This window comes from Pseudomonas fragi (assembly GCF_900105835.1).
Classification (GTDB): domain Bacteria; phylum Pseudomonadota; class Gammaproteobacteria; order Pseudomonadales; family Pseudomonadaceae; genus Aquipseudomonas; species Aquipseudomonas fragi.
In genome coordinates this window covers 3,694,264-3,718,000 of the sequence record NZ_LT629783.1, presented here as the reverse complement: position 1 = coordinate 3,718,000, position 23,737 = coordinate 3,694,264, and the positions used below count along the sequence as shown (strand labels likewise).

The 23,737-nt window shown below is 55.9% G+C and carries 17 protein-coding genes and 1 tRNA gene; 15 read left to right on the top strand and 3 right to left on the bottom strand.

Annotation, left to right across the window (positions count from 1 at the left end; genetic code table 11):
- Positions 1-28 precede the first annotated feature (28 nt).
- From apaG to BLU25_RS16975, 7 genes are all read left to right on the top strand, one after another.
- Positions 29-409: a Co2+/Mg2+ efflux protein ApaG gene (gene apaG / locus BLU25_RS17005; RefSeq protein WP_016782430.1), complete on the top strand. Its 381-nt coding sequence runs from the start codon at positions 29-31 to the stop codon at positions 407-409.
- Positions 409-1,290 carry a symmetrical bis(5'-nucleosyl)-tetraphosphatase gene (locus BLU25_RS17000; RefSeq protein WP_016782431.1) on the top strand — a complete coding sequence of 294 codons (882 nt, stop codon included), beginning with the start codon at positions 409-411 and terminating at the stop codon, positions 1,288-1,290. The genes apaG and BLU25_RS17000 overlap by 1 nt, the downstream gene beginning before the upstream one ends.
- A 32-nt stretch (positions 1,291-1,322) precedes the next feature.
- The gene (gene glpE / locus BLU25_RS16995; RefSeq protein ID WP_016782432.1) at positions 1,323-1,652 is read left to right on the top strand and encodes a thiosulfate sulfurtransferase GlpE; all 330 of its coding nucleotides are present in this window, start codon (positions 1,323-1,325) and stop codon (positions 1,650-1,652) included.
- A gap of 299 nt (positions 1,653-1,951) precedes the next feature.
- Positions 1,952-3,874 carry a PrkA family serine protein kinase gene (locus BLU25_RS16990; RefSeq protein ID WP_016782433.1) on the top strand — a complete coding sequence of 641 codons (1,923 nt, stop codon included), beginning with the start codon at positions 1,952-1,954 and terminating at the stop codon, positions 3,872-3,874.
- Positions 3,875-3,974: 100 nt separating this feature from the next.
- Positions 3,975-5,249, top strand: coding sequence for a YeaH/YhbH family protein (locus tag BLU25_RS16985; RefSeq protein ID WP_016782434.1), 1,275 nt, complete (start codon positions 3,975-3,977; stop codon positions 5,247-5,249).
- Positions 5,246-6,808, top strand: a complete 1,563-nt coding sequence (locus BLU25_RS16980; RefSeq protein ID WP_016782435.1) for a SpoVR family protein — start codon at positions 5,246-5,248, stop codon at positions 6,806-6,808. The genes BLU25_RS16985 and BLU25_RS16980 overlap by 4 nt, the downstream gene beginning before the upstream one ends.
- A 58-nt stretch (positions 6,809-6,866) precedes the next feature.
- Positions 6,867-8,090 (top strand): multifunctional CCA addition/repair protein, encoded by a 1,224-nt coding sequence (locus BLU25_RS16975; protein WP_016782436.1) that lies wholly within the window; start codon positions 6,867-6,869, stop codon positions 8,088-8,090.
- A gap of 132 nt (positions 8,091-8,222) precedes the next feature.
- Here BLU25_RS16975 and folK read toward each other — a convergent pair whose 3' ends face one another.
- Entirely contained in the window at positions 8,223-8,747 is a 525-nt protein-coding gene (folK, locus tag BLU25_RS16970; RefSeq protein WP_016782437.1) for a 2-amino-4-hydroxy-6-hydroxymethyldihydropteridine diphosphokinase, read from the bottom strand.
- Positions 8,738-9,091 carry a dihydroneopterin aldolase gene (gene folB / locus BLU25_RS16965; protein WP_029611601.1) on the bottom strand — a complete coding sequence of 118 codons (354 nt, stop codon included), beginning with the start codon at positions 9,089-9,091 and terminating at the stop codon, positions 8,738-8,740. The genes folK and folB overlap by 10 nt, the downstream gene beginning before the upstream one ends.
- Positions 9,092-9,165: 74 nt before the next feature.
- On the opposite strand from folB, the gene plsY reads away from it, so the two are divergent.
- A complete protein-coding gene (gene plsY, locus BLU25_RS16960; RefSeq protein ID WP_083369745.1) occupies positions 9,166-9,735 on the top strand; it encodes a glycerol-3-phosphate 1-O-acyltransferase PlsY in 570 nt (189 codons plus the stop codon).
- A gap of 44 nt (positions 9,736-9,779) precedes the next feature.
- On the opposite strand, the gene tsaD is transcribed toward plsY, so the two are convergent.
- Entirely contained in the window at positions 9,780-10,805 is a 1,026-nt protein-coding gene (gene tsaD, locus BLU25_RS16955; protein WP_016782441.1) for a tRNA (adenosine(37)-N6)-threonylcarbamoyltransferase complex transferase subunit TsaD, read from the bottom strand.
- A 198-nt stretch (positions 10,806-11,003) separates the two neighbouring features.
- On the opposite strand from tsaD, the gene rpsU reads away from it, so the two are divergent.
- The 7 genes from rpsU (at position 11,004) to BLU25_RS16920 (ending at position 22,661) form a co-directional block, all read left to right on the top strand.
- Positions 11,004-11,219: a 30S ribosomal protein S21 gene (rpsU, locus tag BLU25_RS16950; RefSeq protein WP_002551877.1), complete on the top strand. Its 216-nt coding sequence runs from the start codon at positions 11,004-11,006 to the stop codon at positions 11,217-11,219.
- Positions 11,220-11,690: 471 nt separating this feature from the next.
- Positions 11,691-13,646 carry a DNA primase gene (gene dnaG / locus BLU25_RS16945; RefSeq protein WP_083369744.1) on the top strand — a complete coding sequence of 652 codons (1,956 nt, stop codon included), beginning with the start codon at positions 11,691-11,693 and terminating at the stop codon, positions 13,644-13,646.
- Positions 13,647-13,713: 67 nt separating this feature from the next.
- Positions 13,714-15,561, top strand: a complete 1,848-nt coding sequence (rpoD, locus tag BLU25_RS16940) for an RNA polymerase sigma factor RpoD (protein WP_016782443.1) — start codon at positions 13,714-13,716, stop codon at positions 15,559-15,561.
- A gap of 116 nt (positions 15,562-15,677) precedes the next feature.
- A complete protein-coding gene (locus BLU25_RS16935; protein ID WP_016782444.1) occupies positions 15,678-19,034 on the top strand; it encodes a bifunctional diguanylate cyclase/phosphodiesterase in 3,357 nt (1,118 codons plus the stop codon).
- A 30-nt stretch (positions 19,035-19,064) separates the two neighbouring features.
- Positions 19,065-19,141, top strand: a tRNA-Ile gene (locus BLU25_RS16930).
- A 125-nt stretch (positions 19,142-19,266) separates the two neighbouring features.
- Complete coding sequence (locus tag BLU25_RS16925) at positions 19,267-20,340, top strand: site-specific integrase (protein WP_016782445.1); 1,074 nt, start codon at positions 19,267-19,269, stop codon at positions 20,338-20,340.
- Positions 20,341-20,753: 413 nt separating this feature from the next.
- Complete coding sequence (locus tag BLU25_RS16920; RefSeq protein ID WP_016782446.1) at positions 20,754-22,661, top strand: endonuclease NucS domain-containing protein; 1,908 nt, start codon at positions 20,754-20,756, stop codon at positions 22,659-22,661.
- Positions 22,662-23,737: the final 1,076 nt, after the last annotated feature.

The window sequence follows — 23,737 nt, the reverse complement described above, 5'->3', positions numbered from 1 at the left end:
GTCTTCGCTTTCAAGTAAGGCCTCTCGCATGCACGATCCCCGCTATCTGGTCGACGTCAGCGTCGTCACACGTTACCTGCCAGAACAATCGCAGCCCGAACATCAGCGCTTTGCCTTTGCCTACACCATTACGGTGCGCAACAACGGCTCAGTCGCCGCCAAACTGCTGTCCCGGCACTGGGTCATCACCGACGGCGACGGTCATGTCGAGGAAGTTCGCGGCGCAGGCGTTGTAGGGCTGCAACCCAAGATCGATCCTGGCAGCGAACACACCTACAGCAGTGGCTCAGTGATCACCACCAAAGTCGGCACCATGCAGGGTAGCTACCTGATGCACGCCGACGACGGCCACGAGTTCAAAGCCATTATTGCGCCCTTCCGCCTCGCGGTACCCGGAGCCCTGCACTGATGGCAGTGTATGCCGTGGGTGATTTGCAAGGTTGCCTCAAGCCGCTCAAACGCCTGCTCGAACGTGTAGCCTTCGACCCTGCCAAAGACAAGCTCTGGCTGGTCGGTGACCTGGTCAACCGCGGCCCTGAATCGCTGGAAACCCTGCGTTTTCTGTACCGTATGCGCGAGTCTCTGGTCTGCGTGCTGGGCAACCATGACCTGCACCTGCTAGCCGTGGGGCGCAATATCGAACGCCTGAAAAAAGGCGACACCCTGCGTGAAATCCTCCAAGCCCCCGACTGCGATGAACTGCTGAACTGGCTTCGCCAGCAACCGCTGCTGCACTACGATGCAGAGCGTGATACCGCACTGGTGCATGCCGGAATACCGCCGCAGTGGACGCTGAAAAAAGCCCTCAAATGCGCCAGCGAAGTCGAACAGGCCCTGCGTGATGACAATCTCATAGGGCCTTACCTTGACGGCATGTACGGCAACGATCCCGCCAAGTGGGACAACGAGCTGACCGGTGTGACCCGCTTGCGGGTTATTACCAACTATTTCACCCGCATGCGTTTTTGTACCCGAGAGGGCAAACTCGACCTCAAAAGCAAAGAAGGCGTCGGTACTGCACCGCCCGGATTCGCGCCGTGGTTCAGCTATAAAGAACGCAAGACCCAGGGCCTCAAGATCATCTTCGGGCACTGGGCCGCACTGGAAGGCAACTGCAAGGAGCCGGGCATCTATGCCCTTGATACCGGTTGCGTCTGGGGCGGGGCCATGACCCTGCTCAATGTCGACACTGGCCAGCGCCTGCTCTGCGACTGCGACGACCCGGGCCTTGCCGCGCCCTCCATTGCTCCACCTACCGAGCCATCTTCCCAACCCTTGGGCGCCGGCTAACCGCGCCCGCTGTCAGGCCACAGGAATCCCCCATGACCGAATTCAAACGTATCCCGCCCGAGCAAGCCCAGGCCCTGCGCGAACAAGGCGCCGTCGTCGTTGATGTGCGCGACCCGCAGGCCTTTGCCGCCAGCCATATCAGCGGCGCCAAGCACCTGGACAACCACTCGCTGCATGACTTCATCGCCAACGCCGACCTCGACGCCCCGCTGATCGTGGCCTGCTACCACGGCAACTCCAGCCAGAGTGCTGCCGCGTATCTGGTCGGCCAGGGCTTCAGCGAGGTCTACAGCCTGGATGGCGGCTTCGAGCTGTGGCGCGCCACTTACCCGGACGAAACCGCCCAAAGCCCGGGCGAATAATATTTTTATCTGCCCCAGCCCCCGTGATCAGAGGGCTGGCGGCCCGCCTGACCAACGGTCAGGCGCAACATTTCACGCATCCGCCCTTGACCTCCCGGATTACCAACTATCCTTTACCTCAGGCCATCCAAATCTGGGGAGAGCCGGTACACCGGCGAATGGATCATCGGTAGTAACTTCAAGGGTTTAGCCACCTTGATGGTGTCCTGGGGGGTACACAGCAGCACACATGCTGCTGCATGCCAGCACTCGAACTGACCGATCTATCGCCGACTCCACGTATCGAGCGAGGTGACGTCATGAGTATTTTTAGCCACTTCCAACAACGCTTTGAATCCACACGCCAGGAAGAGCTCACGCTCCAGGAATATCTTGAGCTGTGCAAACAGGACAAAAGCACTTATGCCTCTGCCGCTGAACGGCTCCTGCTGGCCATTGGTGAGCCGGAACTGCTGGACACCTCAACCGATTCACGGCTATCGCGGATTTTTTCCAACAAGGTGATTCGCCGCTATCCGGCCTTTGAAGACTTCCACGGAATGGAAGAATGCATCGACCAGATCGTTTCCTACTTCCGCCATGCTGCACAGGGCCTGGAAGAGAAAAAGCAAATCCTCTATCTGTTGGGCCCGGTCGGGGGCGGCAAATCATCCCTTGCCGAAAAACTCAAACAGCTAATTGAAAAAGTGCCCTTCTATGCCATCAAGGGTTCACCGGTTTTCGAATCGCCCCTGGGCCTGTTCAACGCCACCGAAGATGGCGCGATCCTCGAAGAAGACTTCGGCATCCCCAAACGCTACCTGAGCACCATCATGTCGCCGTGGGCCACCAAGCGCCTGGCCGAGTTTGGCGGTGATATCAGCCAGTTCCGCGTGGTTAAACTCTACCCCTCGATCCTCAATCAGATCGGTGTCGCCAAAACCGAACCCGGAGACGAAAACAACCAGGACATTTCGGCCCTGGTCGGCAAGGTCGATATCCGCAAACTGGAAGAATTCCCGCAAAACGACGCCGACGCCTACAGCTACTCGGGCGCCCTGTGCCGGTCCAACCAGGGCTTGATGGAGTTCGTGGAGATGTTCAAGGCACCGATCAAGGTGCTGCACCCACTGCTGACGGCCACCCAGGAAGGCAACTACAACAGCACCGAAGGCCTGGGCGCGATCCCGTTTACTGGCATCCTGCTGGCTCACTCCAACGAATCGGAGTGGCACACCTTCCGCAACAACAAGAACAACGAAGCGTTTATCGACCGGATCTACATCGTCAAAGTGCCGTATTGCCTGCGCGTCAGTGACGAAGTGAAGATCTACGACAAACTGCTGTTCAACAGCTCGCTGGCCAAAGCCCATTGCGCGCCCGACACCCTGAAAATGCTGGCCCAGTTCACCGTACTGTCACGGCTCAAAGAGCCGGAAAACTCCAACATCTACTCCAAGATGCGGGTGTATGACGGCGAAAATCTGAAGGATACCGACCCGAAAGCCAAGTCCATCCAGGAGTACCGTGACAACGCGGGTGTCGACGAAGGCATGAATGGCCTGTCGACCCGTTTCGCGTTCAAGATCCTGTCCAAGGTGTTCAACTTCGACCCCCACGAAATTGCCGCCAACCCGGTCCACCTGCTTTATGTGCTCGAACAGCAGATCGAACAGGAACAATTCCAGGCTGAAACCCGTGAGCGCTACCTGCGTTTCCTCAAGGAATACCTGGCGCCGCGCTACATCGAGTTTATCGGCAAGGAAATCCAGACCGCTTATCTGGAGTCCTACAGCGAATACGGGCAAAACATCTTCGATCGCTATGTGCTTTACGCCGACTTCTGGATTCAGGACCAGGAATACCGCGACCCGGAAACCGGCGAGATCCTCAATCGCGTGGCTCTCAACGAAGAGCTGGAGAAAATCGAAAAACCGGCAGGCATCAGCAATCCGAAGGATTTCCGCAACGAGATCGTCAACTTCGTACTGCGCGCCCGCGCCAACAACAACGGTAAAAACCCGACCTGGCTCAGCTACGAGAAGCTGCGGGTGGTGATCGAGAAGAAAATGTTCTCCAACACCGAAGACCTGCTGCCGGTTATCAGCTTCAACGCCAAGGCAAGCAAAGAGGACCAGCAAAAACACAACGACTTCGTCACTCGAATGGTCGAACGTGGCTACACCGACAAACAAGTACGGCTGCTCTCCGAGTGGTACCTGCGGGTCCGCAAGTCGCAGTGAGGCAGTTGTAAGCCTCAAGCCTCAAGCTGCAAGAACAAGCAGGGCAATTGCTTGGACTTGCAGCTTGCAGCTCACAACTTGAAGCTGCCCGGAGGGCCTAATGAGCTATGTGATCGACCGACGCCTCAATGGCAAGAACAAGAGCACGGTTAACCGTCAGCGTTTTCTGCGGCGCTACCGTGACCATATCAAAAAGGCCGTAGAAGAGGCCGTGGGCCGCCGTTCCATTACCGATATGGAACATGGCGAGCAAATCAGCATCCCTGGCCGCGATATCGATGAGCCGGTGCTGCATCACGGCCGTGGTGGCAAGCAAACCGTGGTTCACCCCGGCAACAAGGAGTTCACCAGCGGTGAACATATTCCACGCCCTCAAGGCGGCTCGGGAGGTGGCGGCGGGCCAGGCAAAGCGGGCAACTCCGGCGAAGGCATGGATGAGTTCGTGTTCCAGATCACCCAGGAAGAGTTCCTCGAATTCATGTTCGAAGACCTTGAGCTACCCAACCTGGTCAAACGCAACCTGACCGGCACCGACACGTTCAAAACCGTCCGCGCCGGTATCAGCAACGAGGGCAACCCGTCCCGCATCAATATCATCCGCACCCTGCGCTCCGCCCATGCACGGCGCATTGCCCTGTCCGGCAGCAGCCGGGCAAAACTGCGCGAAGCCAAGGCTGAGCTGGAGCGGTTAAAACGTGAAGAACCGGACAACTTCGGCGATATCAAGACCATCGAAGCTGAAATCGAGAAACTCAGCGCGCGTATTCATCGCGTGCCGTTTCTCGACACCTTCGACCTCAAGTACAACCTGCTGATCAAACAGCCCAACCCCAGCTCCAAAGCCGTCATGTTCTGCCTGATGGACGTTTCAGGCTCCATGACCCAAGCCACCAAAGATATCGCCAAACGCTTTTTTATCCTTCTTTACCTGTTTCTCAAGCGCAACTACGACAAGATTGACGTGGTGTTTATTCGCCATCACACCAGCGCACGGGAGGTCGATGAAGAGGAGTTTTTCTATTCCCGGGAAACCGGCGGCACCATCGTTTCCAGCGCACTCAAACTGATGCAGGAGATCATGGCCGAGCGTTATCCCACCAACGAGTGGAACATCTACGCAGCCCAAGCCTCTGACGGAGACAACTGGAACGACGACTCCCCCATTTGCCGCGACATTCTGATCAACCAGATCATGCCGTTCGTGCAGTACTACACTTATGTAGAGATCACCCCGCGCGAACACCAGGCGCTCTGGTACGAGTACGAACGCATCAGCGAGGCGTTTTCCGACACCTTCGCCCAACAGCAACTGGTCTCGGCCGGCGATATTTATCCGGTCTTCCGTGAACTCTTCCAGCGCAGGTTAGTGACATGACCGCCAAAGAGAATAAGCGCCAACCCATCTCCACCGGCTCAGAGTGGACCTTTGACCTGATCCAGGCCTATGACCGCGAAATCGGCCGCCTGGCTGGCCGCTATGCGCTGGACACCTACCCCAACCAGATCGAAGTCATCACCGCCGAGCAAATGATGGATGCCTACGCATCGGTGGGCATGCCGTTGGGTTATCACCACTGGTCCTACGGCAAACACTTCCTTAGCACTGAAAAATCCTATACCAGGGGCCAGATGGGGCTGGCCTACGAAATCGTTATCAACTCAGACCCCTGCATTGCCTATCTGATGGAAGAAAACACCATCTGCATGCAGGCATTGGTGGTTGCCCATGCCTGCTATGGCCACAACAGCTTCTTCAAGGGCAACTACCTGTTTCGCACCTGGACCGATGCCAGCTCGATCATCGATTACCTGGTGTTCGCCAAGCAGTACATCATGCAGTGCGAGGAGCGCCACGGCATCGACGCAGTGGAAGACCTTCTCGACTCCTGCCATGCCCTGATGAACTACGGGGTGGACCGCTACAAACGGCCTGATCCGATTTCAGCCGAAGAGGAGCGCCGTCGACAAAAGGAACGCGAGGAGCACCTGCAAAAACAGATCAACGATTTGTGGCGCACCATCCCCAAAAGCGCAGACAAACTCAGCGAGAAGGACAACGCCCGCTTCCCCGAAGAACCTCAGGAAAACATTCTGTACTTCCTGGAAAAACACGCGCCCTTGCTGGAGCCCTGGCAGCGTGAAGTGGTGCGCATCGTGCGCAAGATCGCCCAGTACTTTTACCCACAGCGGCAAACCCAGGTGATGAACGAGGGGTGGGCAACTTTTTGGCACTACACCCTGATGAACGACCTCTATGACGAAGGCCTGGTCACCGAAGGCTTTATGATGGAGTTCCTCATTTCCCACACCAGCGTGGTGTTCCAGCCCGGTTTTGACAGCCCCTACTACAGCGGTATCAACCCCTACGCCCTGGGCTTTGCGATGTATTGCGATATCCGGCGCATCTGCGAACACCCTACCGATGAGGATCGCTACTGGTTCCCTGACCTTGCGGGCAGCGACTGGCTGTCGAGCATCAAATTCGCCATGGCCAGCTTCAAGGACGAGAGTTTTATCCTGCAGTACCTGTCACCCAAGGTAATCCGCGACCTGAAGCTGTTCAGCATCATGGACGACGATCAAAAAGACGACTTGCTGGTACCCGCCATCCATGACGAAAACGGCTACCGCATCATTCGCGAAACCCTGGCCGCGCAATACAACCTGGGCAATCGCGAACCCAATATCCAGATCTGGAGCATCGACCGGCGTGGTGACCGCTCACTGACCCTGCGTCACCAGCAACACGACCGCAAACCCTTGGGCGACTCCACCGAAGAAGTTCTCAAGCACCTGCACCGCTTGTGGGGCTTCGACATTCACCTGGAAACACTGCAAGGCGACCAGGTCATGAAGGTCCACCATGTCCCGCCAAAAGGCGACCACGGTGATCTTGACCGTGGCCGCCTGGACATGGGAGCCATTCACCTGTAACCCAAGCCTCCGTTAACACGGCACACGCGCTATCCTGTCGCGCTGACGGAGGTTTTTTATGCAGATCTATAAAGTTGGCGGTGCCGTACGCGATCGCCTGCTGGGCAAGCCTGTCACCGATATCGACTGGGTGGTGGTGGGCGCTACGGCCGAACAAATGCAGGCCCTTGGCTATCGCCCTGTCGGCTCGGACTTCCCGGTATTCCTTCACCCCAAAACCGGTGATGAATATGCGTTGGCGCGCACCGAACGTAAAAGTGGTCATGGCTATGGCGGCTTTGTTTTTCACGCTAGCCCCGACGTCACCCTCGAAGAAGACCTGATCCGTCGCGACCTGACCATCAATGCGATGGCCGAGGACGAGGCCGGCAACGTGACCGACCCTTATCATGGCCAGCGCGACCTTCAGGCCCGCATCTTGCGCCACGTTTCCCCCGCATTCGCCGAAGATCCACTCAGAGTGCTGCGCGTGGCCCGATTTTCTGCGCGCTACGCCAGCCTGGGTTTCAGCATCGCCCCCGAGACCCTGGAGCTGATGCGTCAATTGTCCCGCTCCGGCGAACTGCAAGCCTTGACCCCGGAGCGCTGCTGGAAGGAAATCTCCCGCGCCTTGATGGAAGATCAGCCGCAGGTCTTTATTCAAGTACTGCGCAACTGTGACGCACTTGAAGTGCTGCTGCCCGAGGTCAACGCCCTGTTTGGCGTGCCGCAGCCCCCGGCCCATCACCCGGAAATCGACAGCGGCGTGCATACCCTCAGCGTGCTGGAGCAATCGGCCTTGCACAAACAGCCCCTAACGGTGCGCTGGGCTTGCCTGCTGCACGACCTGGGCAAGGGACTGACCCCTGAAAAGGACTGGCCAAGGCACATTGCCCACGAGCACAAGGGGCTGCGCCTGATCAAGGCGGTCAATGACCGCTACAAGGTGCCGCGTGACTGCCAGGAACTGGCCCTGCTGGTGGGCGAATACCACACGCACGGCCATCGGGCCCTTGAACTCAAGGCTTCGACGCTTCTGGAGTTGCTGCAACGTTTTGACGTGTACCGGCGGCCGCAGCGGTTCGAGGAGTTTGTCGTGGCGTGCGAGATGGACGCCAAAGGGCGCCTGGGGCTGGAAGATCGCCCGTACCCGCAAGCTGACTACCTGCGCGGCGCGGCGCGGGCAGCCCTGGCGGTAGCGGTGCAGCCGCTGCTGGAGCAGGGCTACAAAGGCCCTGAACTGGGCGAAGCGCTCAAGCGCGAACGACTCAAGGCACTGCAGGCCTACAAGGATGCGGCGTAGCGCAAACCTTGTGGGAGCGGGCTTGCTCGCGATCAGGGCACCACGGTCTTTCAGCCAGACCGCATCGACGCCATCGCGAGCAAGCCCGCTCCCACAAAAAAGGCGGCAACCTGCCGCCCATTCAAACGGCTATCAGCCCGCCAGCATCTCCAGCGGCGTCAAGGACTCCCCACGCCACTCGAAGGCTGCAGGCGCAAGCACCTGATCGATCTGCGCCTCAGCCCACAACTGCGCAAGGGGCTTGCCCACACCCGGGTGGATTTTGTCCGGAGCTATCAAAGACAGCGGCCACAACACAAAAGCATTCTTGAGAATTTCGGCACGCGGCAGGGTCAAGCCATCGAAATTACCCTCCAGATCGCCGTAAAACAACACGTCGATATCCAGGGGCAAACCCTTGCGATCTTGGGCGTAACGCCCGTTATCCGCCTCGATCAGCTTCAAACGTCGGCTTAGCTCAACCAGCGGCAAATCGGTTTTCGCCGACACCACCAGATTGAAAAACGGCCCGCTCTTGATCCCTACCGGCTGGCTTTCGAACACGGGCGAACACTGCATGCCCAGCAAAAACCCGGCCAGCGCATCCAGACCCGCCTGCAGATGTGTTTCGCGCTCGACATTACTGCCCAGCCCAAGATAAATCCGAGTTAGCGACATCCGCGCTCAATCTCCACGCCCACCCCAGTGGCCGCCGCAACGGCGCCGGGCTTGGTCAGCTTGAGGTGCAGCCAGGGAATATTGAACTCGCTCATCAACACTTCGGCCAGACGCTCGGCGAAAGTTTCCACCAGCTGAAATTGAGCCTGCTCGGCAAACGCCTGAATGCGCGCGGATACACTCGCGTAATCCAAGGCCAGCGTCAGATCATCCCCAGCCGCGGCCGGGCGGTTATCCCACGCAAAACTCAGATCAAGGCGCAGGCACTGACGGATGCCACGTTCCCAGTCATAAGCACCGATAACGGTGTCAACTTCCAGGCCTTCGATAAACACTCTGTCCAAGCACTCTTCTCCGCAGCACGACAAGGGCGCAAAGCGCCGTTAGAATCAGGGCGTCCTCGCCCGGAATAGTTAGCATGTTTTGGTTACTGGCGATCCTCGCCTACCTGCTCGGCTCTCTGTCCTTTGCCATTTTGCTCAGCCGCCTGACGGGAACTCCCGACCCGCGAATGAGTGGTTCCGGCAATGCCGGCGCAACCAACATGTTGCGTCTGGCCGGCAAAAAACTTGCCGTCCTGACCTTGCTCGGCGACCTGTGCAAGGGGCTTTTGCCCGTCCTGCTGGCCAACCAACTGGATTTCTCTCTCCAGGACCAGGCCTGGATCGGCGGCTGCGCCGTTGTAGGCCATATGTACCCTGCCTACTTCCGCTTTCGAGGCGGCAAGGGTGTCGCCACGGCGGCCGGCATGCTGCTGGGGCTGTATCCGCCTGCCGCACTGCTGGCTGTCGCCGCATGGCTGCTGACCTTCCAGTTGACCCGTACCAGCTCGCTGGCGGCCCTGATCGCCACCCCCCTGACCCTGCCACTGCTGGCCTGGCAAGAGCCTGCCGCGCTGCTGCCCATGAGCGCCTTGACGGCACTGATTGTCTGGCGCCACCGCGGCAATTTACGCGACCTGATGGCCGGGCGCGAACGGCATTTCTGAATATTGCCCGTGAAAAATCTTCACCATTGCGCCCACCCCTGTCATCACAGGGGCTGCAACTGCTCCATCGGCCAGCGTGCTTGCACGCTGATGGCCAATGTTTCGTGCTGGCCTGCCTGCAAACGCTGGCAGCCGGCGAATGCGATCATCGCGCCGTTATCCGTGCAAAATTCCGGTCGGGCGTAATACACATTGCCCTTCATCTCACCGAGCATTTTCTCCAGCGAAACACGCAGTGCCTTGTTCGCACTCACCCCGCCGGCAATCACCAGACGCTTCATGCCCGCATGCTTCAAGGCCCGCTTGCACTTGATGGTCAGCGTCTCGACCACCGCCTGCTGGAAGGCCAGGGAGATATCGCAACGGGTCTGCTCAGTATCGTCGCCCTCTGCCACGCAACGCTGCCAGGTGTTCAGGGCAAACGTCTTGAGGCCGCTGAAGCTGAACTGCAGGCCGGGACGATCGGTCATGGGTCGCGGGAACACAAAGCGCCCGGCAACGCCCTGAGCGGCCAGACGGGCGATCTCAGGGCCGCCGGGGTAGTTGAGCCCCATCATCTTCGCGGTCTTGTCGAACGCTTCACCCGCAGCATCGTCCAGGGTCTCGCCCAACAACTCGTATTGGCCGATGCCATCCACGCGAACCAGCTGCGTATGACCACCCGATACCAACAAAGCGACGAACGGAAACTTTGGCGGCTGTTCTTCCAGCATCGGAGCCAGCAAGTGACCTTCCATGTGGTGCACGCCGAGGGCCGGAATACCCCAGGCAAATGCCAGCGCCTGGGCGCAAGAAGCCCCAACCAGCAGGGCTCCGACCAATCCCGGGCCAGCCGTATAGGCAATCGCGTCAATCTCCGTAGGCACACAGTCGGCCTCGGCCAGCACCTGACGAATCAAGGGCAGCATTCGCTTGACGTGATCCCGTGAAGCCAGCTCCGGCACCACACCACCATAAGCGCGGTGCAGGTCGATCTGACTGAACAGTGCATCGGCCAAAAGCCCGCGTTCACTGTCGTATAGCGCGACGCCGGTTTCGTCGCAGGAGGTTTCTAATCCCAGTACTAGCATGGGTTTACGCCTTGTAGAGGCTAAATTCGAAGGCGCGCATAATAGTCGCCACTCCCGCCCCCGGCCAGCGGTTTTCGATCAGAGGCTTTGCATTCCGGGCGATGAGGGGTTAACATCCGCAACCCTTAAAAACCGACGTCTTCCAACGCGATTTTGCCTTGAGACGTTGACCCCGGTAATGAATGAAGGTAGCTCTGGATGCCAGCCGTCAAAGTAAAAGAGAACGAACCCTTCGACGTAGCTCTGCGTCGTTTCAAGCGCTCCTGCGAAAAAGCCGGTGTTCTGGCTGAAGTTCGCAGCCGCGAATTTTACGAGAAGCCGACTTCTGAGCGTAAGCGTAAAGCAGCAGCTGCTGTTAAGCGTCACGCGAAGAAAGTTCAGCGCGAGCAGCGCCGCGCCGTTCGTCTGTACTAATACACAGACGTTCGTTGCACGCTTCTGCCAAGCCCGGCCTAAAGCCGGGCCGTAGGCAGTTGTTGCAAGTTACATGCTTTATCGTCAAGGCCGCAGATGCGACCGCGACAAGCGTTACATCACGTCAGACCTGGCCTAATAGCCAGCGGTGCACGTCTTTACTGACGAGCCTTCCAAGGCTACCGACGCGCACACCTCTCTGATTTTCCTTAAAGACGATCAGCCCAAGGCACCTCTCCAGTGCCTGCTTATGAGCTATCCGAGACCAGCCATTGGTCAGTGCCGGACTCAGAGCGTGACATTTATCGATCCCATCGACTCTGGTTAATATGAGTAGAGCGGATTTCGACAGATACACTTCCCCGAAATAATTGAGCAGATACCGAGTGATCGAGCAGAGCTTTCGCCTGCACGCACGACGACCCAGCTCTTTATACGGACCCACTTCTGCGCAGTGATGACGAGAACGCCATGGCCGGGTTAATCCCCCAGAGCTTTATTGACGACCTTCTGAACCGTACCGATATCGTCGATGTCGTTAGCTCGCGCGTGCAAATGAAGAAAGCCGGCAAGAACTACACCGCCTGCTGCCCCTTCCACAAAGAAAAAACCCCGTCCTTCAGCGTAAGCCCCGACAAACAGTTCTATTACTGCTTTGGCTGCGGCGCTGGCGGCAACGCCCTCGGCTTTATCATGGACCACGACAACCTGGACTTCCCCCAGGCTGTCGAAGAACTGGCCAAAGCCGCCGGCATGGAAATCCCGCGAGAAGAAAGCGGTCGCCCACATAAACCACGGCAACCGACTGACTCACCGCTCTACCCACTTCTGACTGCCGCCGCTGACTTTTATCGCCAGGCTCTAAAAAGCCATCCGGCACGCAAAGCAGCAGTGGACTACCTGAAGGGCCGAGGCCTGACCGGTGAAATAGCCCGCGACTTCGGTTTGGGCTTTGCGCCACCAGGCTGGGACAACCTCTACAAACACCTGAGCAGTGACACGCTGCAACAAAAAGCCATGATCGACGCCGGCCTGCTGGTGGAGAACGCCGAGACCGGCAAGCGTTACGACCGTTTTCGTGACCGGGTCATGTTTCCGATCCGCGACAGCCGCGGCCGTATCATTGCCTTTGGCGGCCGGGTGCTGGGCGACGACAAGCCCAAGTACCTGAACTCCCCGGAAACCCCGGTCTTTCACAAAGGCCAGGAACTGTACGGGCTGTTCGAGGCGCGCAAGTTCAACCGCAGCCTCGACGAAATCATCGTGGTGGAAGGCTATATGGACGTCATCGCCCTGGCCCAGCAAGGCCTGCGCAATGCTGTCGCGACCCTGGGTACCGCCACCAGCGAAGAACACATGAAGCGCCTGTTTCGCGTGGTGCCCAGCGTGTTGTTCTGCTTTGACGGCGACCAGGCGGGCCGCAATGCAGCCTGGCGCGCACTTGAGGCGACGCTGCCCTGCCTGCAGGACGGGCGTCGCGCCCGCTTCCTGTTCTTGCCCGAAGGCGAAGACCCGGACACCCTGGTGCGCTCCGAAGGCACCGACGCCTTCAAGGCCCGCATCAACCAGCATGCCCAGCCGCTGGCAGATTACTTTTTCCAGCAACTGACCGAAGAAGCCGACCCTCGCTCGCTCGAAGGCAAGGCCCACATGGCCACGCTGGCAGCACCGCTTATCGACAAAGTACCGGGCGCCAACCTGCGGGCCCTGATGCGCCAGCGCCTGAGTGAAATCACCGGCCTTACCAGTGAAACCGTCAGCCAGCTGGCGCAAAGCGCTCCTGCAAAAACCCAGGCACAGCCGGCCTACGATCCGGGTATCGATTACGATGCAATGCCCGACTACAGCGACTTCCAGCAACCGGACATGTACATCCCCCAACAGGAATGGACTCCGAAAAAGCCGGGTGCTGGCGGCAAAAAATGGGAAAACAAGCCCTGGGACAAAAAAGGCAAGCGCGGCGGCGAACGCGAGCAGGCCTGGATCCCGGTAGGTGTTGAACCCCCTACCCTGACGGCCCTGCGCACCCTGCTGCACCATCCGCAACTGGCGAAAAAAGTTGAGGATGCCGGGCACTTTGCTGCAGAAGACCAGACTAACAATCAACTGCTGATTGCTCTGGTCGAGGCCGTACAGAAAAATCCTAAGCTAAGCTCTATTCAGCTACTGTCCCGTTGGCACGGCACTGAACAGGGCCGCTTGCTGCAAAGACTGCTGGAAAAGGAATGGCTAATTGATGCCGACAACCTTGAACAACAGTTTTTCGACACCATAACTAGCTTGTCAGCTCGCCAACGCGAGCGAAATCTTGAACAACTTCTTCGAAAAGCACGTCAAGGCGAGCTAAGTAGCGAGGAAAAAAATCAGTTACGCGACCTTCTAAGTCGCAATAATCCCGCATCAAACCCGACCTCAACTGGCGCGTGAGGTCATAGCTAAGGTATAATCCTCGGCTTGTTTTTTGCCCGCCAAGACCTTCAGTGGATAGGGTGTTATGTCCGGAAAAGCGCAACAGCAGTCTCGTATCAAAGAGTTGATCACCCTCGGCCGTGAGCAGAAGTATCTGACTTACGCAGAGGTCAACGACCACCTGCCCGAAGATATTTCAGATCCGGAGCAAGTGGAAGACATCATCCGCATGATTAATGACATGGGGATCCCCGTACACGAGAGTGCTCCGGATGCGGACGCCCTTATGTTGGCCGATGCCGACACCGACGAAGCAGCGGCTGAAGAAGCGGCTGCAGCGTTGGCGGCAGTAGAGACCGACATTGGTCGTACTACCGACCCTGTGCGCATGTATATGCGTGAAATGGGCACGGTAGAACTGCTGACACGTGAAGGCGAAATCGAAATCGCCAAGCGTATCGAAGAAGGCATCCGTGAAGTGATGGGCGCAATCGCGCACTTCCCAGGCACGGTTGACCATATTCTCTCCGAGTACACTCGCGTCACCACCGAAGGTGGCCGCCTGTCCGACGTTCTGAGCGGTTATATCGACCCGGACGACGGTATTGCGCCGCCCGCAGCCGAAGTGCCGCCTCCTGTCGACCCCAAGGTGAAAGCCGAAGGTGATGACGAAGAGGACGACAAGGAAGAGTCCAGCGAAGACGAGGAAGAGGTCGAAAGCGGCCCGGACCCGATCATCGCGGCCCAGCGTTTTGGCGCTGTTTCCGATCAGATGGAAATCGCTCGCAAGGCCCTGAAAAAGCACGGTCGTGGCAGCAAGCAGGCAATTGCCGAGCTGGTTGCACTGGCTGAGCTGTTCATGCCGATCAAGCTGGTCCCGAAGCAATTCGAAGGCCTGGTTGAACGTGTTCGCAGCGCCCTGGAGCGTCTGCGTGCCCAAGAGCGCGCCATCATGCAGCTGTGTGTGCGTGATGCACGCATGCCGCGTACCGATTTCCTGCGCCTGTTCCCGGGCAACGAAGTCGACGAAAGCTGGAGCGACGCGCTGGCCAAAGGCAAAAGCAAATACGCTGAAGCCATTGGTCGCCTGCAACCGGATATCATCCGTTGCCAGCAAAAGCTGTCTGCTCTTGAGGCCGAAACGGGCCTGAAGATTGCCGAGATCAAGGACATCAACCGTCGCATGTCGATCGGTGAGGCCAAGGCCCGCCGCGCGAAGAAAGAGATGGTTGAAGCCAACTTGCGTCTGGTGATCTCCATCGCCAAGAAGTACACCAACCGTGGCTTGCAGTTCCTCGATCTGATCCAGGAAGGCAACATCGGCTTGATGAAAGCGGTAGACAAGTTTGAATACCGCCGCGGCTACAAATTCTCGACTTATGCCACCTGGTGGATCCGTCAGGCGATCACTCGCTCGATCGCCGACCAGGCCCGCACCATCCGTATTCCGGTGCACATGATCGAGACGATCAACAAGCTCAACCGTATTTCCCGCCAGATGTTGCAGGAAATGGGCCGCGAACCGACCCCGGAAGAGCTGGGCGAACGCATGGAAATGCCTGAGGACAAAATCCGCAAGGTATTGAAGATCGCTAAAGAGCCGATCTCCATGGAAACCCCGATCGGTGATGACGAAGACTCCCATCTGGGTGACTTCATCGAAGACTCGACCATGCAGTCGCCAATCGATGTAGCTACCGTTGAGAGCCTTAAAGAAGCGACACGCGACGTACTCGGCGGCCTCACAGCGCGTGAAGCCAAGGTACTGCGCATGCGTTTCGGTATCGACATGAATACCGACCACACCCTTGAGGAGGTTGGTAAGCAGTTCGACGTTACCCGTGAGCGGATTCGCCAGATCGAAGCCAAGGCGCTGCGCAAGCTGCGCCACCCGACGCGAAGCGAGCATCTACGCTCCTTCCTCGACGAGTGACAACAAAACCCCCGGCCCTGCCGGGGGTTTTGCTTTAGCGCGAATTATTTCCTGCCCCTCCCCTCTGCCACAGCCCGACTACACTGGATGCATCCAGGTGTATTGAAGGGACGCGCATGTCACGCTTACTGGCCATCCTGCTACTGTCGCTTGTCGTATGGACCTCTGGCGCCCAAGCCCTGACGTTCACCGATGAAGAACAGCAGTGGCTCAAGGAGCATCCTGAACTGCTCCTGGGCATCGATACCACCTGGCCACCCTTTGAATTCCGTAACGCACAGGGCATCTACACAGGCCTGGCGGCCGACTATGTGAAACTGATCACCAACCAATTGGGTGTAAGCGTCAAGCAGGTCGCGGCATCGAACTGGAGCGAAGTGCTGGAGCAAACCAAGGATGGCAAACTCGACTGGCTACCCGGCATCATGTCGACGCCCGAGCGCCAAAAGCGCCTGGCGTTTACCCGGCCCTACCTGGACTTCCCCATTGTCATCCTCGCCCACAAGGGCGGCGCGGCGCCTAAAAACATCCAGGAACTCTACGGCCTGCGGGTTGGCGTGATCGAGAACTACGCCCCGCACGAGCTGCTGCGCACCCAGCACCCCGACCTCAACATCGTCGCCCTGCCCAACGTCAGCTCGGCGTTGCAGGCCTTGGCCACAGACCAGGTAGATGCGATGGTGGGTGATCTGGCTTCCAGTGTATGGAGCCTGCGCCAGCTCAAACTTGATGGCCTGTACGTCAGCGGCGAAACCCCTTATCGCTTTCAACTGGCCATGGCCGTACCTAAAGACCAGACCGTCCTGCTGGGGCTGCTGGACAAAGTACTGGCCAATATCAGCCCCAGTGAAACCGAGCGCATTCAGCAGCACTGGGTCGGCAATATGAGCGACTATCGAACCCTGTGGCGCACCCTGCTGCTGTATATCCTGCCCGGCATACTGCTACTGGTGGTCGTGCTGATCGTGGTCATCCGCATTAACCGACGCCTGAGTTCCGAGATTGCCCAGCGCACAGCCCTCGAACAAGAACTGCGCAGCAGCGAAGATCATTACAAGGGCTTGATTGAAAGCCTTTCAGCCATCGCCTGGGAAGCGCGCCTGGACAACGACACCTACACCTATGTGTCCCCGCAGGCCGAAGCCTTGCTCGGTTATCCCGTCGCCGACTGGCTAGCCCCCGGATTCTGGAAGCGGGTCGTTCATCCCGATGACCTGCCCCGGATCCAGGCCTGGCGTAAAAAGGAGATCAGCGCAGGCCACGATCACAGCCTCGACTATCGCGTCATCACCGCAGAGGGCCACACCCTTTGGTTACGCGACATTGCCAGCATCACGACGCACCACCAACAGGCCGTGGTGCGCGGCCTGATGATCAATATCAGCGAAACCAAGCAGACCGAAGAAGCCTTGCTCCTTTCCGAAGAAAAGTTTGCCAAAGCGTTTCACGCATCCCTTGATGGCTTGTTGCTCAGTCGTCAGAGCGATGGCCTGATTATCGAGATAAACGAAGGCTTCAGCCGCCTCATCGGCTATGACAGTGCCAGCGCCCTGTACCACTCAACGCTGGAACTGCAATTGTGGGTCGACCCCCAGGAGCGTCGTAACCTGCTCGCGATCCTGGAAAAAAACGGCTTTGTGCGCGACTTCACCTGCCATATCCGGCACAAGGAAGGGCAAGTGCGTCTTTGTGAAATCTCCAGTTACCCGCTGCTGATCGGCGCCGACGACTGCATCTTGACCATCGTCCACGACATTACCGAGCGCCACCAGATGCAGGAAAAACTTCTGCAAACAGCCACCGTATTCGACAGTACGGCCGAAGGCATCATCTTTACCGATCCCGAGCAAAAAATTACGGCTGTAAACCGGGCCTTCAGCGAAATTACCGGTTACTCCGAAAGTGAAGTACTGGGCCAGACGCCGCGCATCCTGGCCTCTGGCCGGCACGACAAACTGTTCTTTGCGTCCATGTGGTACCAGCTGTCGAGCGCTGACAACTGGCAGGGCGAAATCTGCAACAGACGCAAAAACGGAGAAACTTACCCCAGCTGGATGACCATCAGCGCCGTGCGCAATAACACTGATGTGGTGACACATTTTGTGGCCGTGTTTTCTGATATTTCCACCCTCAAACAGGCCCAGGAACGCCTTGATCACCAGGCCCACCACGACCCGCTGACCAACCTTCCCAACCGTTTACTGTTTGAAAGCCGGGTGCGCCAGATTCTCAGCGACCAACGACGCAACGATCAATACAGCGCCGTGCTGTTCCTGGACCTTGATCGCTTCAAGAACATCAATGACAGCCTCGGCCATCCAGTGGGTGACCAGTTGCTCAAGGGCATCGCGACCCGCCTGACGGAGCAGCTGCGCGACATCGATACGGTTGCCCGCCTTGGCGGTGACGAATTTATCGTGCTGTTGCCTGGGCTTAAACACCCGGACGATGCGCAGATGATTGCCGAAAAACTGCTGGGCAGTTTCAACGAGCCTTTCCTGACCGACGAAAGCGAACTGTTTATCAGCGCCAGCATCGGCATCAGCGTTTACCCGGATGATGGCGATGACGTGGCCACACTGATCAAGAATGCCGATATCGCGATGTACCACTCCAAACTCAAAGGGCGCAATCGCGTCGAACGCTACAGCCACGACCTCAACTCCCAGACCAGCGCCCGAATTCTTCTGGGGCAAGAGCTGCGCCGCGCCCTGGAGCGTGGCCAGGTATCACTGCTGTACCAACCCAAAGTCCGCTTGCGCGACCACACGCTGGCGGGCGCCGAAGCACTGCTGCACTGGAACCACCCTCTACTCGGAGGAATCTCACATGAGCGCTTGATTCATCTGGCCGAAGAAAACGGCATGATCATACAAATCGGCGACTGGATGCTGGAACGTGCATGTCAGCAATTATGCTCATGGAATCAGCTGTACAAGCCCTTTGGACCGATTTCGGTCAACCTTGCCAGCGCTCAATTGCACCAGCCGGGACTGATGGCGCACATTCAGCACCTGCTCGAAACCTGCAGGCTCAAACCCGAGAGCCTGAAACTGAAAATCACCGAAACCTTTCTTACTGGCCAGACCGAAGAAGCGTTTGACGCCTTGCACCGGCTCAAGCAACTGGGGGTAAAACTGTCCATCGACAACTTCGGCACCGGCAACTCGTCCCTCAGCTACCTCAAGCGCTTGCCGCTGGATACGCTGAAAATCGACCCGTCATTTGTGCATGGCTTGCCCGACGACAGCCATGATGCTGCCATTGTGCATGCCATCATCGCGCTGGGGCACAGCATGCACTTCTCCATCATTGCCGACGGCGTTCAAACCCGGGAGCAACAGGTCTTTCTGGCGCAGGCAGGTTGCGAACTGATCCAGGGCGAGATCGTCAGCCCGCCGTTGCTGCCCGAAAATTTCGCAGCGAGCTTTCTTCACCTCGCAATTTCAGATCTTTCGGATAGCACTACTTAGAATCCGTCGTTATAATCCGCGACCTACTGAGGGCCTATAGCTCAGTTGGTTAGAGCAGGGGACTCATAATCCCTTGGTCCACGGTTCGAGTCCGTGTGGGCCCACCATACTCAAAGCCGCGCATTGCGCGGCTTTCGCGTTTCTGGCGGAGCCACCTCAGATACAGTCCTATGGTCCAAGGGTACAATTTAGGTACAGTGCTGGTTCGCCAGCCGCCTAGGAGCACCCTCTCATGGCTACTCTCGTCAAAACCCCTTCCGGCACCTGGAAGGCTCTCATTCGTAAAAACGGCTGGCCCACTGTCGCCAAAACCTTCCGCACCAAGCGTGATGCGGAGGACTGGTCCCGACGTACCGAAGAAGAAATGGTGCGTGGCGTGTACATCCGGCGCAGCGGCTCGGAAAAAATGACGCTAGAGGTAGCACTCAAACGCTACCTGAGCGACATAACCCCAACCAAGAAGCCAACCACTCAACGTGGCGAAAACTCGAAAGCCAAAAAGCTGATCGAGCACCTGGGCAAATATTCAATGGCTGCCCTCTCCGCTGAAATCATCGCGGGCTATCGCGACAAGCGCCTGAACGAGCCCAGCCGTGGCGGGACCATCAGCAACAACACCGTGCGCCTTGAACTGGCCCTGTTGAGTCACCTGTACACGGTAGCGATTCAGGAATGGGGTTTGGGTCTGACGTTCAACCCAGTGCTGAACATCCGTAAGCCTAGCCCTGGGGATGGTCGTGACCGAAGGTTATCGCCAGATGAAGAACGCCTTCTGCTCGCGGCCGTGAATCGACATAGCAACCCTATGCTGGGCTGGATTGTTTGCATCGCTCTGGAAACGGGTATGCGCTCGTCTGAGATCTCATCCCTACGTCGCCCTCAAGTGGATTTGGCAAAGCGTGTCATACGTCTCTCAGACACAAAGAACGACGGCTCGCGCACCGTGCCTCTCAGCAAGCGTGCCACCGAAGTATTCAAAGCTGCGATGGATAACCCGGTGCGACCAATCGACTGCAACCTGGTGTTTTTCGGTGAGCCTGGAAAGGACGGGAAGCGTCGGCCGTATACCTTCACCAAGATTTGGGGACAGCTAAAGAAGAAGCTCGATCTACCTGACTTCAGGTTTCACGACCTGCGTCATGAGGCAGTGAGTAGGCTTGTCGAAGGCGGGTTATCCGATCAAGAGGTTTCGGCCATCAGTGGTCATAAGTCGATGCAGATGCTCAAGCGTTACACGCATCTTCGAGCTGAAGACCTCGTCAGTAGACTGGACAAAATAACAAGACCTGGCAGTGAAGCTTACTAATTTAAGACGGGGGATTTTGGCTTCACCCTCACGTTCGGAGCTTTTCAGTATGCGAAATTGCACTCCACGTGACCATCTGACTGCATTTTGACCGGTACGCTTCGTGGCGGTGACTGGCAGATAACAGCGTATTGCTGTCGGTCATGACAGACAGAAATCGGAAAAAATCAGACATTTCAGGCTATGCTTTGAAGTTGAATGACCCTGAGAAAAACGGGCAAATTTACCTTAGGAACAGCTACGCCTATTGACGAATTAAAGGTGGAGATCGAAATCGCAAAGATATCTCCTGATAGATCGTAAGTAGAAAGGAATTAGGTATTTTAGCGCGACCTTGATCCGCCTCTATCTTGTGATAGCTCTGGCCGTGACGAACTGATATAAATTGGGTGAACGGAAGGTGGGGGTGATAAATGTATGAGAGTGAGATTCGCGACATACTTGCTGCTGATATTAGTGTATTAGAGGACGGCCTAGTACTTTTAAATAAAGAACAGTACATCCCCAACAGAATCGGAACCAAGAGCTTCATTGATCTATATGCTCGTGATAAAGATGGGCATCACGTGCTCATTGAGCTAAAGCGATCCGACAGCGCAGTTAGGGATGCCATTCATGAAATAAATAAGTATGTTGAGGGGGTCAAACGTCATCTGGGCGTTAAGGAGCGTGAATTACGAGTAATCATTGCCTCTACGACCTGGAAAGAACTGCTAGTACCACTCTCTCGGTACATAAAAGAAACTACGCTCGCTATAACGTCTCTCAAACTAGACGTTGGAAATGATAAGCGTATCTATGTATCAGAACAGAATATGATTAACGTTGAGCAAGGGCGTTACATTGCACCCTGGCATGAAGTCTACTGGTATCATGATGAGCTTCAGCTTCAAGAAGGCATTGATTCAATTGAGCATGCATGTTGCGAAAAAGGAATCGATGATTTCGTAATAGTTATTCTGCATACTGCAAAGCCAACCTTTTCGGCTCGTGAGTCCCAGATAAGAAATATGCTCTCAGATCTTCGGGTGGCAGGCATGGAAGCTTCGCTTAATGAGCTGCCGACCTACAGCTATATCGCCTACTTTGCAATGCAAATTCTCACCAAGGATCAGTGCTTTGCGATATTGGAAAAATCGCCAGATAAAATGCAGCAAGCGCATGAAGATATCGCAGGAATTGAAGATGAGCATGATTTACTCTGCTCACTACATGGCTCTATATCGGCCTTAGAGCCAGCTACAAAACAACAACAATTCGAAATTGGATATCCCGCAAAATTCACTGACATCACTGAGGATCGAGGTTTTAAAATAGAAAAAATAATCCGTAAAGGGATTTTTTCACGTAACAGTATACTTACAGATGAAGATATCCTCGCTGAAATAAGCGCCAACGACGGTACGACAGGGCAACGTCTGACACGATCAGTTTCAATTAGCAATAGCGCTCATTTCGCGTCATTGCGTAAAGATATTAACGAGTGCCTCAACCAAAATCCTGCTTGGCGGCGACAGATTGAAGTGATACTTGAGGAAGTGGCATGCGACTTTCCTGATGCTACTTTAGATGTAAATATATTCAATCCAGCAACTGGGGCCTTTACGGTGATCCTGCCACTGCTCGTTTCTGAGCAGGGGGTGCGATACATACCGCAGTATCACATAACTATACGCAGCCCTGACAGAAAGCGAGTTTACTACGGCTTCCTCCAAGGAGGAGCTTCCTGCCTATCATATTGGGAATTTTTAGAAAAATATTACTACAGTTCTACTGTAGCGCTGCTTTTAACAATGACATGGGGAGGGAGAGAGCCTAGAGATATTGACATTTTGGAAGATCTAGGACTCAGATACCGGAGTTTCCGAAAAGATTTGACTTCAGATATTCAGCCTACACTTACTTGGCAAGATGATAGGTGGCGAACGGCTGACTCCATCACGTTTGAAGAAGCTTTCATTAAATATCTGGACAGTAACGCGGAACTGATCCGAGTTTTTCTGATAAAGGTAGGCTCAAAATTCGATGAGCAAGGGCAAATAACGCATCAAAATAAGGGCTCATTTGATGAGTATATTAATGTCGAAGAGGGGCAGCGTCGTCAACAATTTTTTCATGGCACTCCTAAAGCATGCGATTCCTGCGGATGTCCCTTTGAACACGAGCGATATATGATTGATTGCAAAATCAAGGATAGAACTAGCTGGGCCTGCATGTGCGGAGATTGTTATAATTTTGAAGGAGAAGGGATTGGTTGGGGACTAGGACAAATATATCAAAAAGATAAAAACATGTGGTTATTGGTCGGGGGGTGGCGGTGATGGAGCGCCACTGTTATGACAAGTAGTGCGCTAATCCAAAGTCTAAGCGCTTCCCAATTCACATAGGTTGAATTTCTCTCAACTCTTTAGATAATTCGAATGGCTAATTTGGGCCGGTTTTAGCCAATGGTGACAGGCAGAAATCGACCAATAGCTACCTCTTCACGGGGGTCGTAGATCGACTCGAAACGGACATCACCTATCTGTGCCTCGCCATATGGTGATGTTGGCAAGCGCGTGATGAAAAAAGGGCTGGAGTGAGCCCTTTTTTTGGAGCATCTCCTAGACAAAATCAGTCGCTAATTAAAAAAAGTAAAAATATAAATAAAAAATACAAAAGTTTCCGCAAAAAAATACGAAAGCTACCATCCCCCCTTATTTCATTAGGGGGAGGCGAAATTCTAAGCATACCAAAACACTACACGCTGGCACTCCCCAGCACTTACACTTGAATACCAAAACAGTATATATTGGCAATGACAGCACCAGTGCACGTTTGACAGCAACTAACTTACGCTCATAATTACCTAACTTCTCACCCCTACCGCACGATCAACCACCAGAGAAGAATATACGCAAAGGTAAATATCATGACCGACACTGAAACATATCTTGTCGTTAAGTTTGGCACTCTGATGCGCCTTGTAGATCTTGCAGAACTTCTAGGTAGATCCGTGGATGGACTGAGGGTATCTCTATACTCAGACACAGAACTTTCAAGAAAACTTAAACCTACGATGATTCGTATAGGTCGCCGTATTTACTTTCGCACCCAGCAAGTAATCCAAGCACTAGATCTAGAAGTACCACCTAACAGCGACAAAGCCTGACAGATCTAGATAGGAATAACTAAAATGGGCAGACAACGCACCATCAATGATCAGCGCTTCTGGAGCTCCCCGAAAATGTCCAGATGCACAATCGAAGACCGCTTCGCACTTTTTTATCTACTAACATGCCCGGCAAGCAACATAATTGGATGCTACGCAATAACCCCGAGGATCGCTGCTGCGGAAGTAGGCTGGGATACGGAGTCCCAATTTTTGCCAGTCCTGAGACGGCTTGCAGAAGGTGGG

Coding starts and splice junctions, on each gene's coding strand:
- apaG (WP_016782430.1), top strand. CDS start 29: ATGCACGATCCCCGCTATCTGGTCGACGTCAGCGTCGTCACACGTTAC.
- BLU25_RS16920 (WP_016782446.1), top strand. CDS start 20,754: ATGTATGAGAGTGAGATTCGCGACATACTTGCTGCTGATATTAGTGTA.
- rpoD (WP_016782443.1), top strand. CDS start 13,714: ATGTCCGGAAAAGCGCAACAGCAGTCTCGTATCAAAGAGTTGATCACC.
- BLU25_RS16990 (WP_016782433.1), top strand. CDS start 1,952: ATGAGTATTTTTAGCCACTTCCAACAACGCTTTGAATCCACACGCCAG.
- rpsU (WP_002551877.1), top strand. CDS start 11,004: ATGCCAGCCGTCAAAGTAAAAGAGAACGAACCCTTCGACGTAGCTCTG.
- glpE (WP_016782432.1), top strand. CDS start 1,323: ATGACCGAATTCAAACGTATCCCGCCCGAGCAAGCCCAGGCCCTGCGC.
- BLU25_RS16975 (WP_016782436.1), top strand. CDS start 6,867: ATGCAGATCTATAAAGTTGGCGGTGCCGTACGCGATCGCCTGCTGGGC.
- BLU25_RS17000 (WP_016782431.1), top strand. CDS start 409: ATGGCAGTGTATGCCGTGGGTGATTTGCAAGGTTGCCTCAAGCCGCTC.
- tsaD (WP_016782441.1), bottom strand. CDS start 10,805: ATGCTAGTACTGGGATTAGAAACCTCCTGCGACGAAACCGGCGTCGCG.
- BLU25_RS16980 (WP_016782435.1), top strand. CDS start 5,246: ATGACCGCCAAAGAGAATAAGCGCCAACCCATCTCCACCGGCTCAGAG.
- BLU25_RS16925 (WP_016782445.1), top strand. CDS start 19,267: ATGGCTACTCTCGTCAAAACCCCTTCCGGCACCTGGAAGGCTCTCATT.
- BLU25_RS16935 (WP_016782444.1), top strand. CDS start 15,678: ATGTCACGCTTACTGGCCATCCTGCTACTGTCGCTTGTCGTATGGACC.
- BLU25_RS16985 (WP_016782434.1), top strand. CDS start 3,975: ATGAGCTATGTGATCGACCGACGCCTCAATGGCAAGAACAAGAGCACG.
- folK (WP_016782437.1), bottom strand. CDS start 8,747: ATGTCGCTAACTCGGATTTATCTTGGGCTGGGCAGTAATGTCGAGCGC.
- dnaG (WP_083369744.1), top strand. CDS start 11,691: ATGGCCGGGTTAATCCCCCAGAGCTTTATTGACGACCTTCTGAACCGT.
- plsY (WP_083369745.1), top strand. CDS start 9,166: ATGTTTTGGTTACTGGCGATCCTCGCCTACCTGCTCGGCTCTCTGTCC.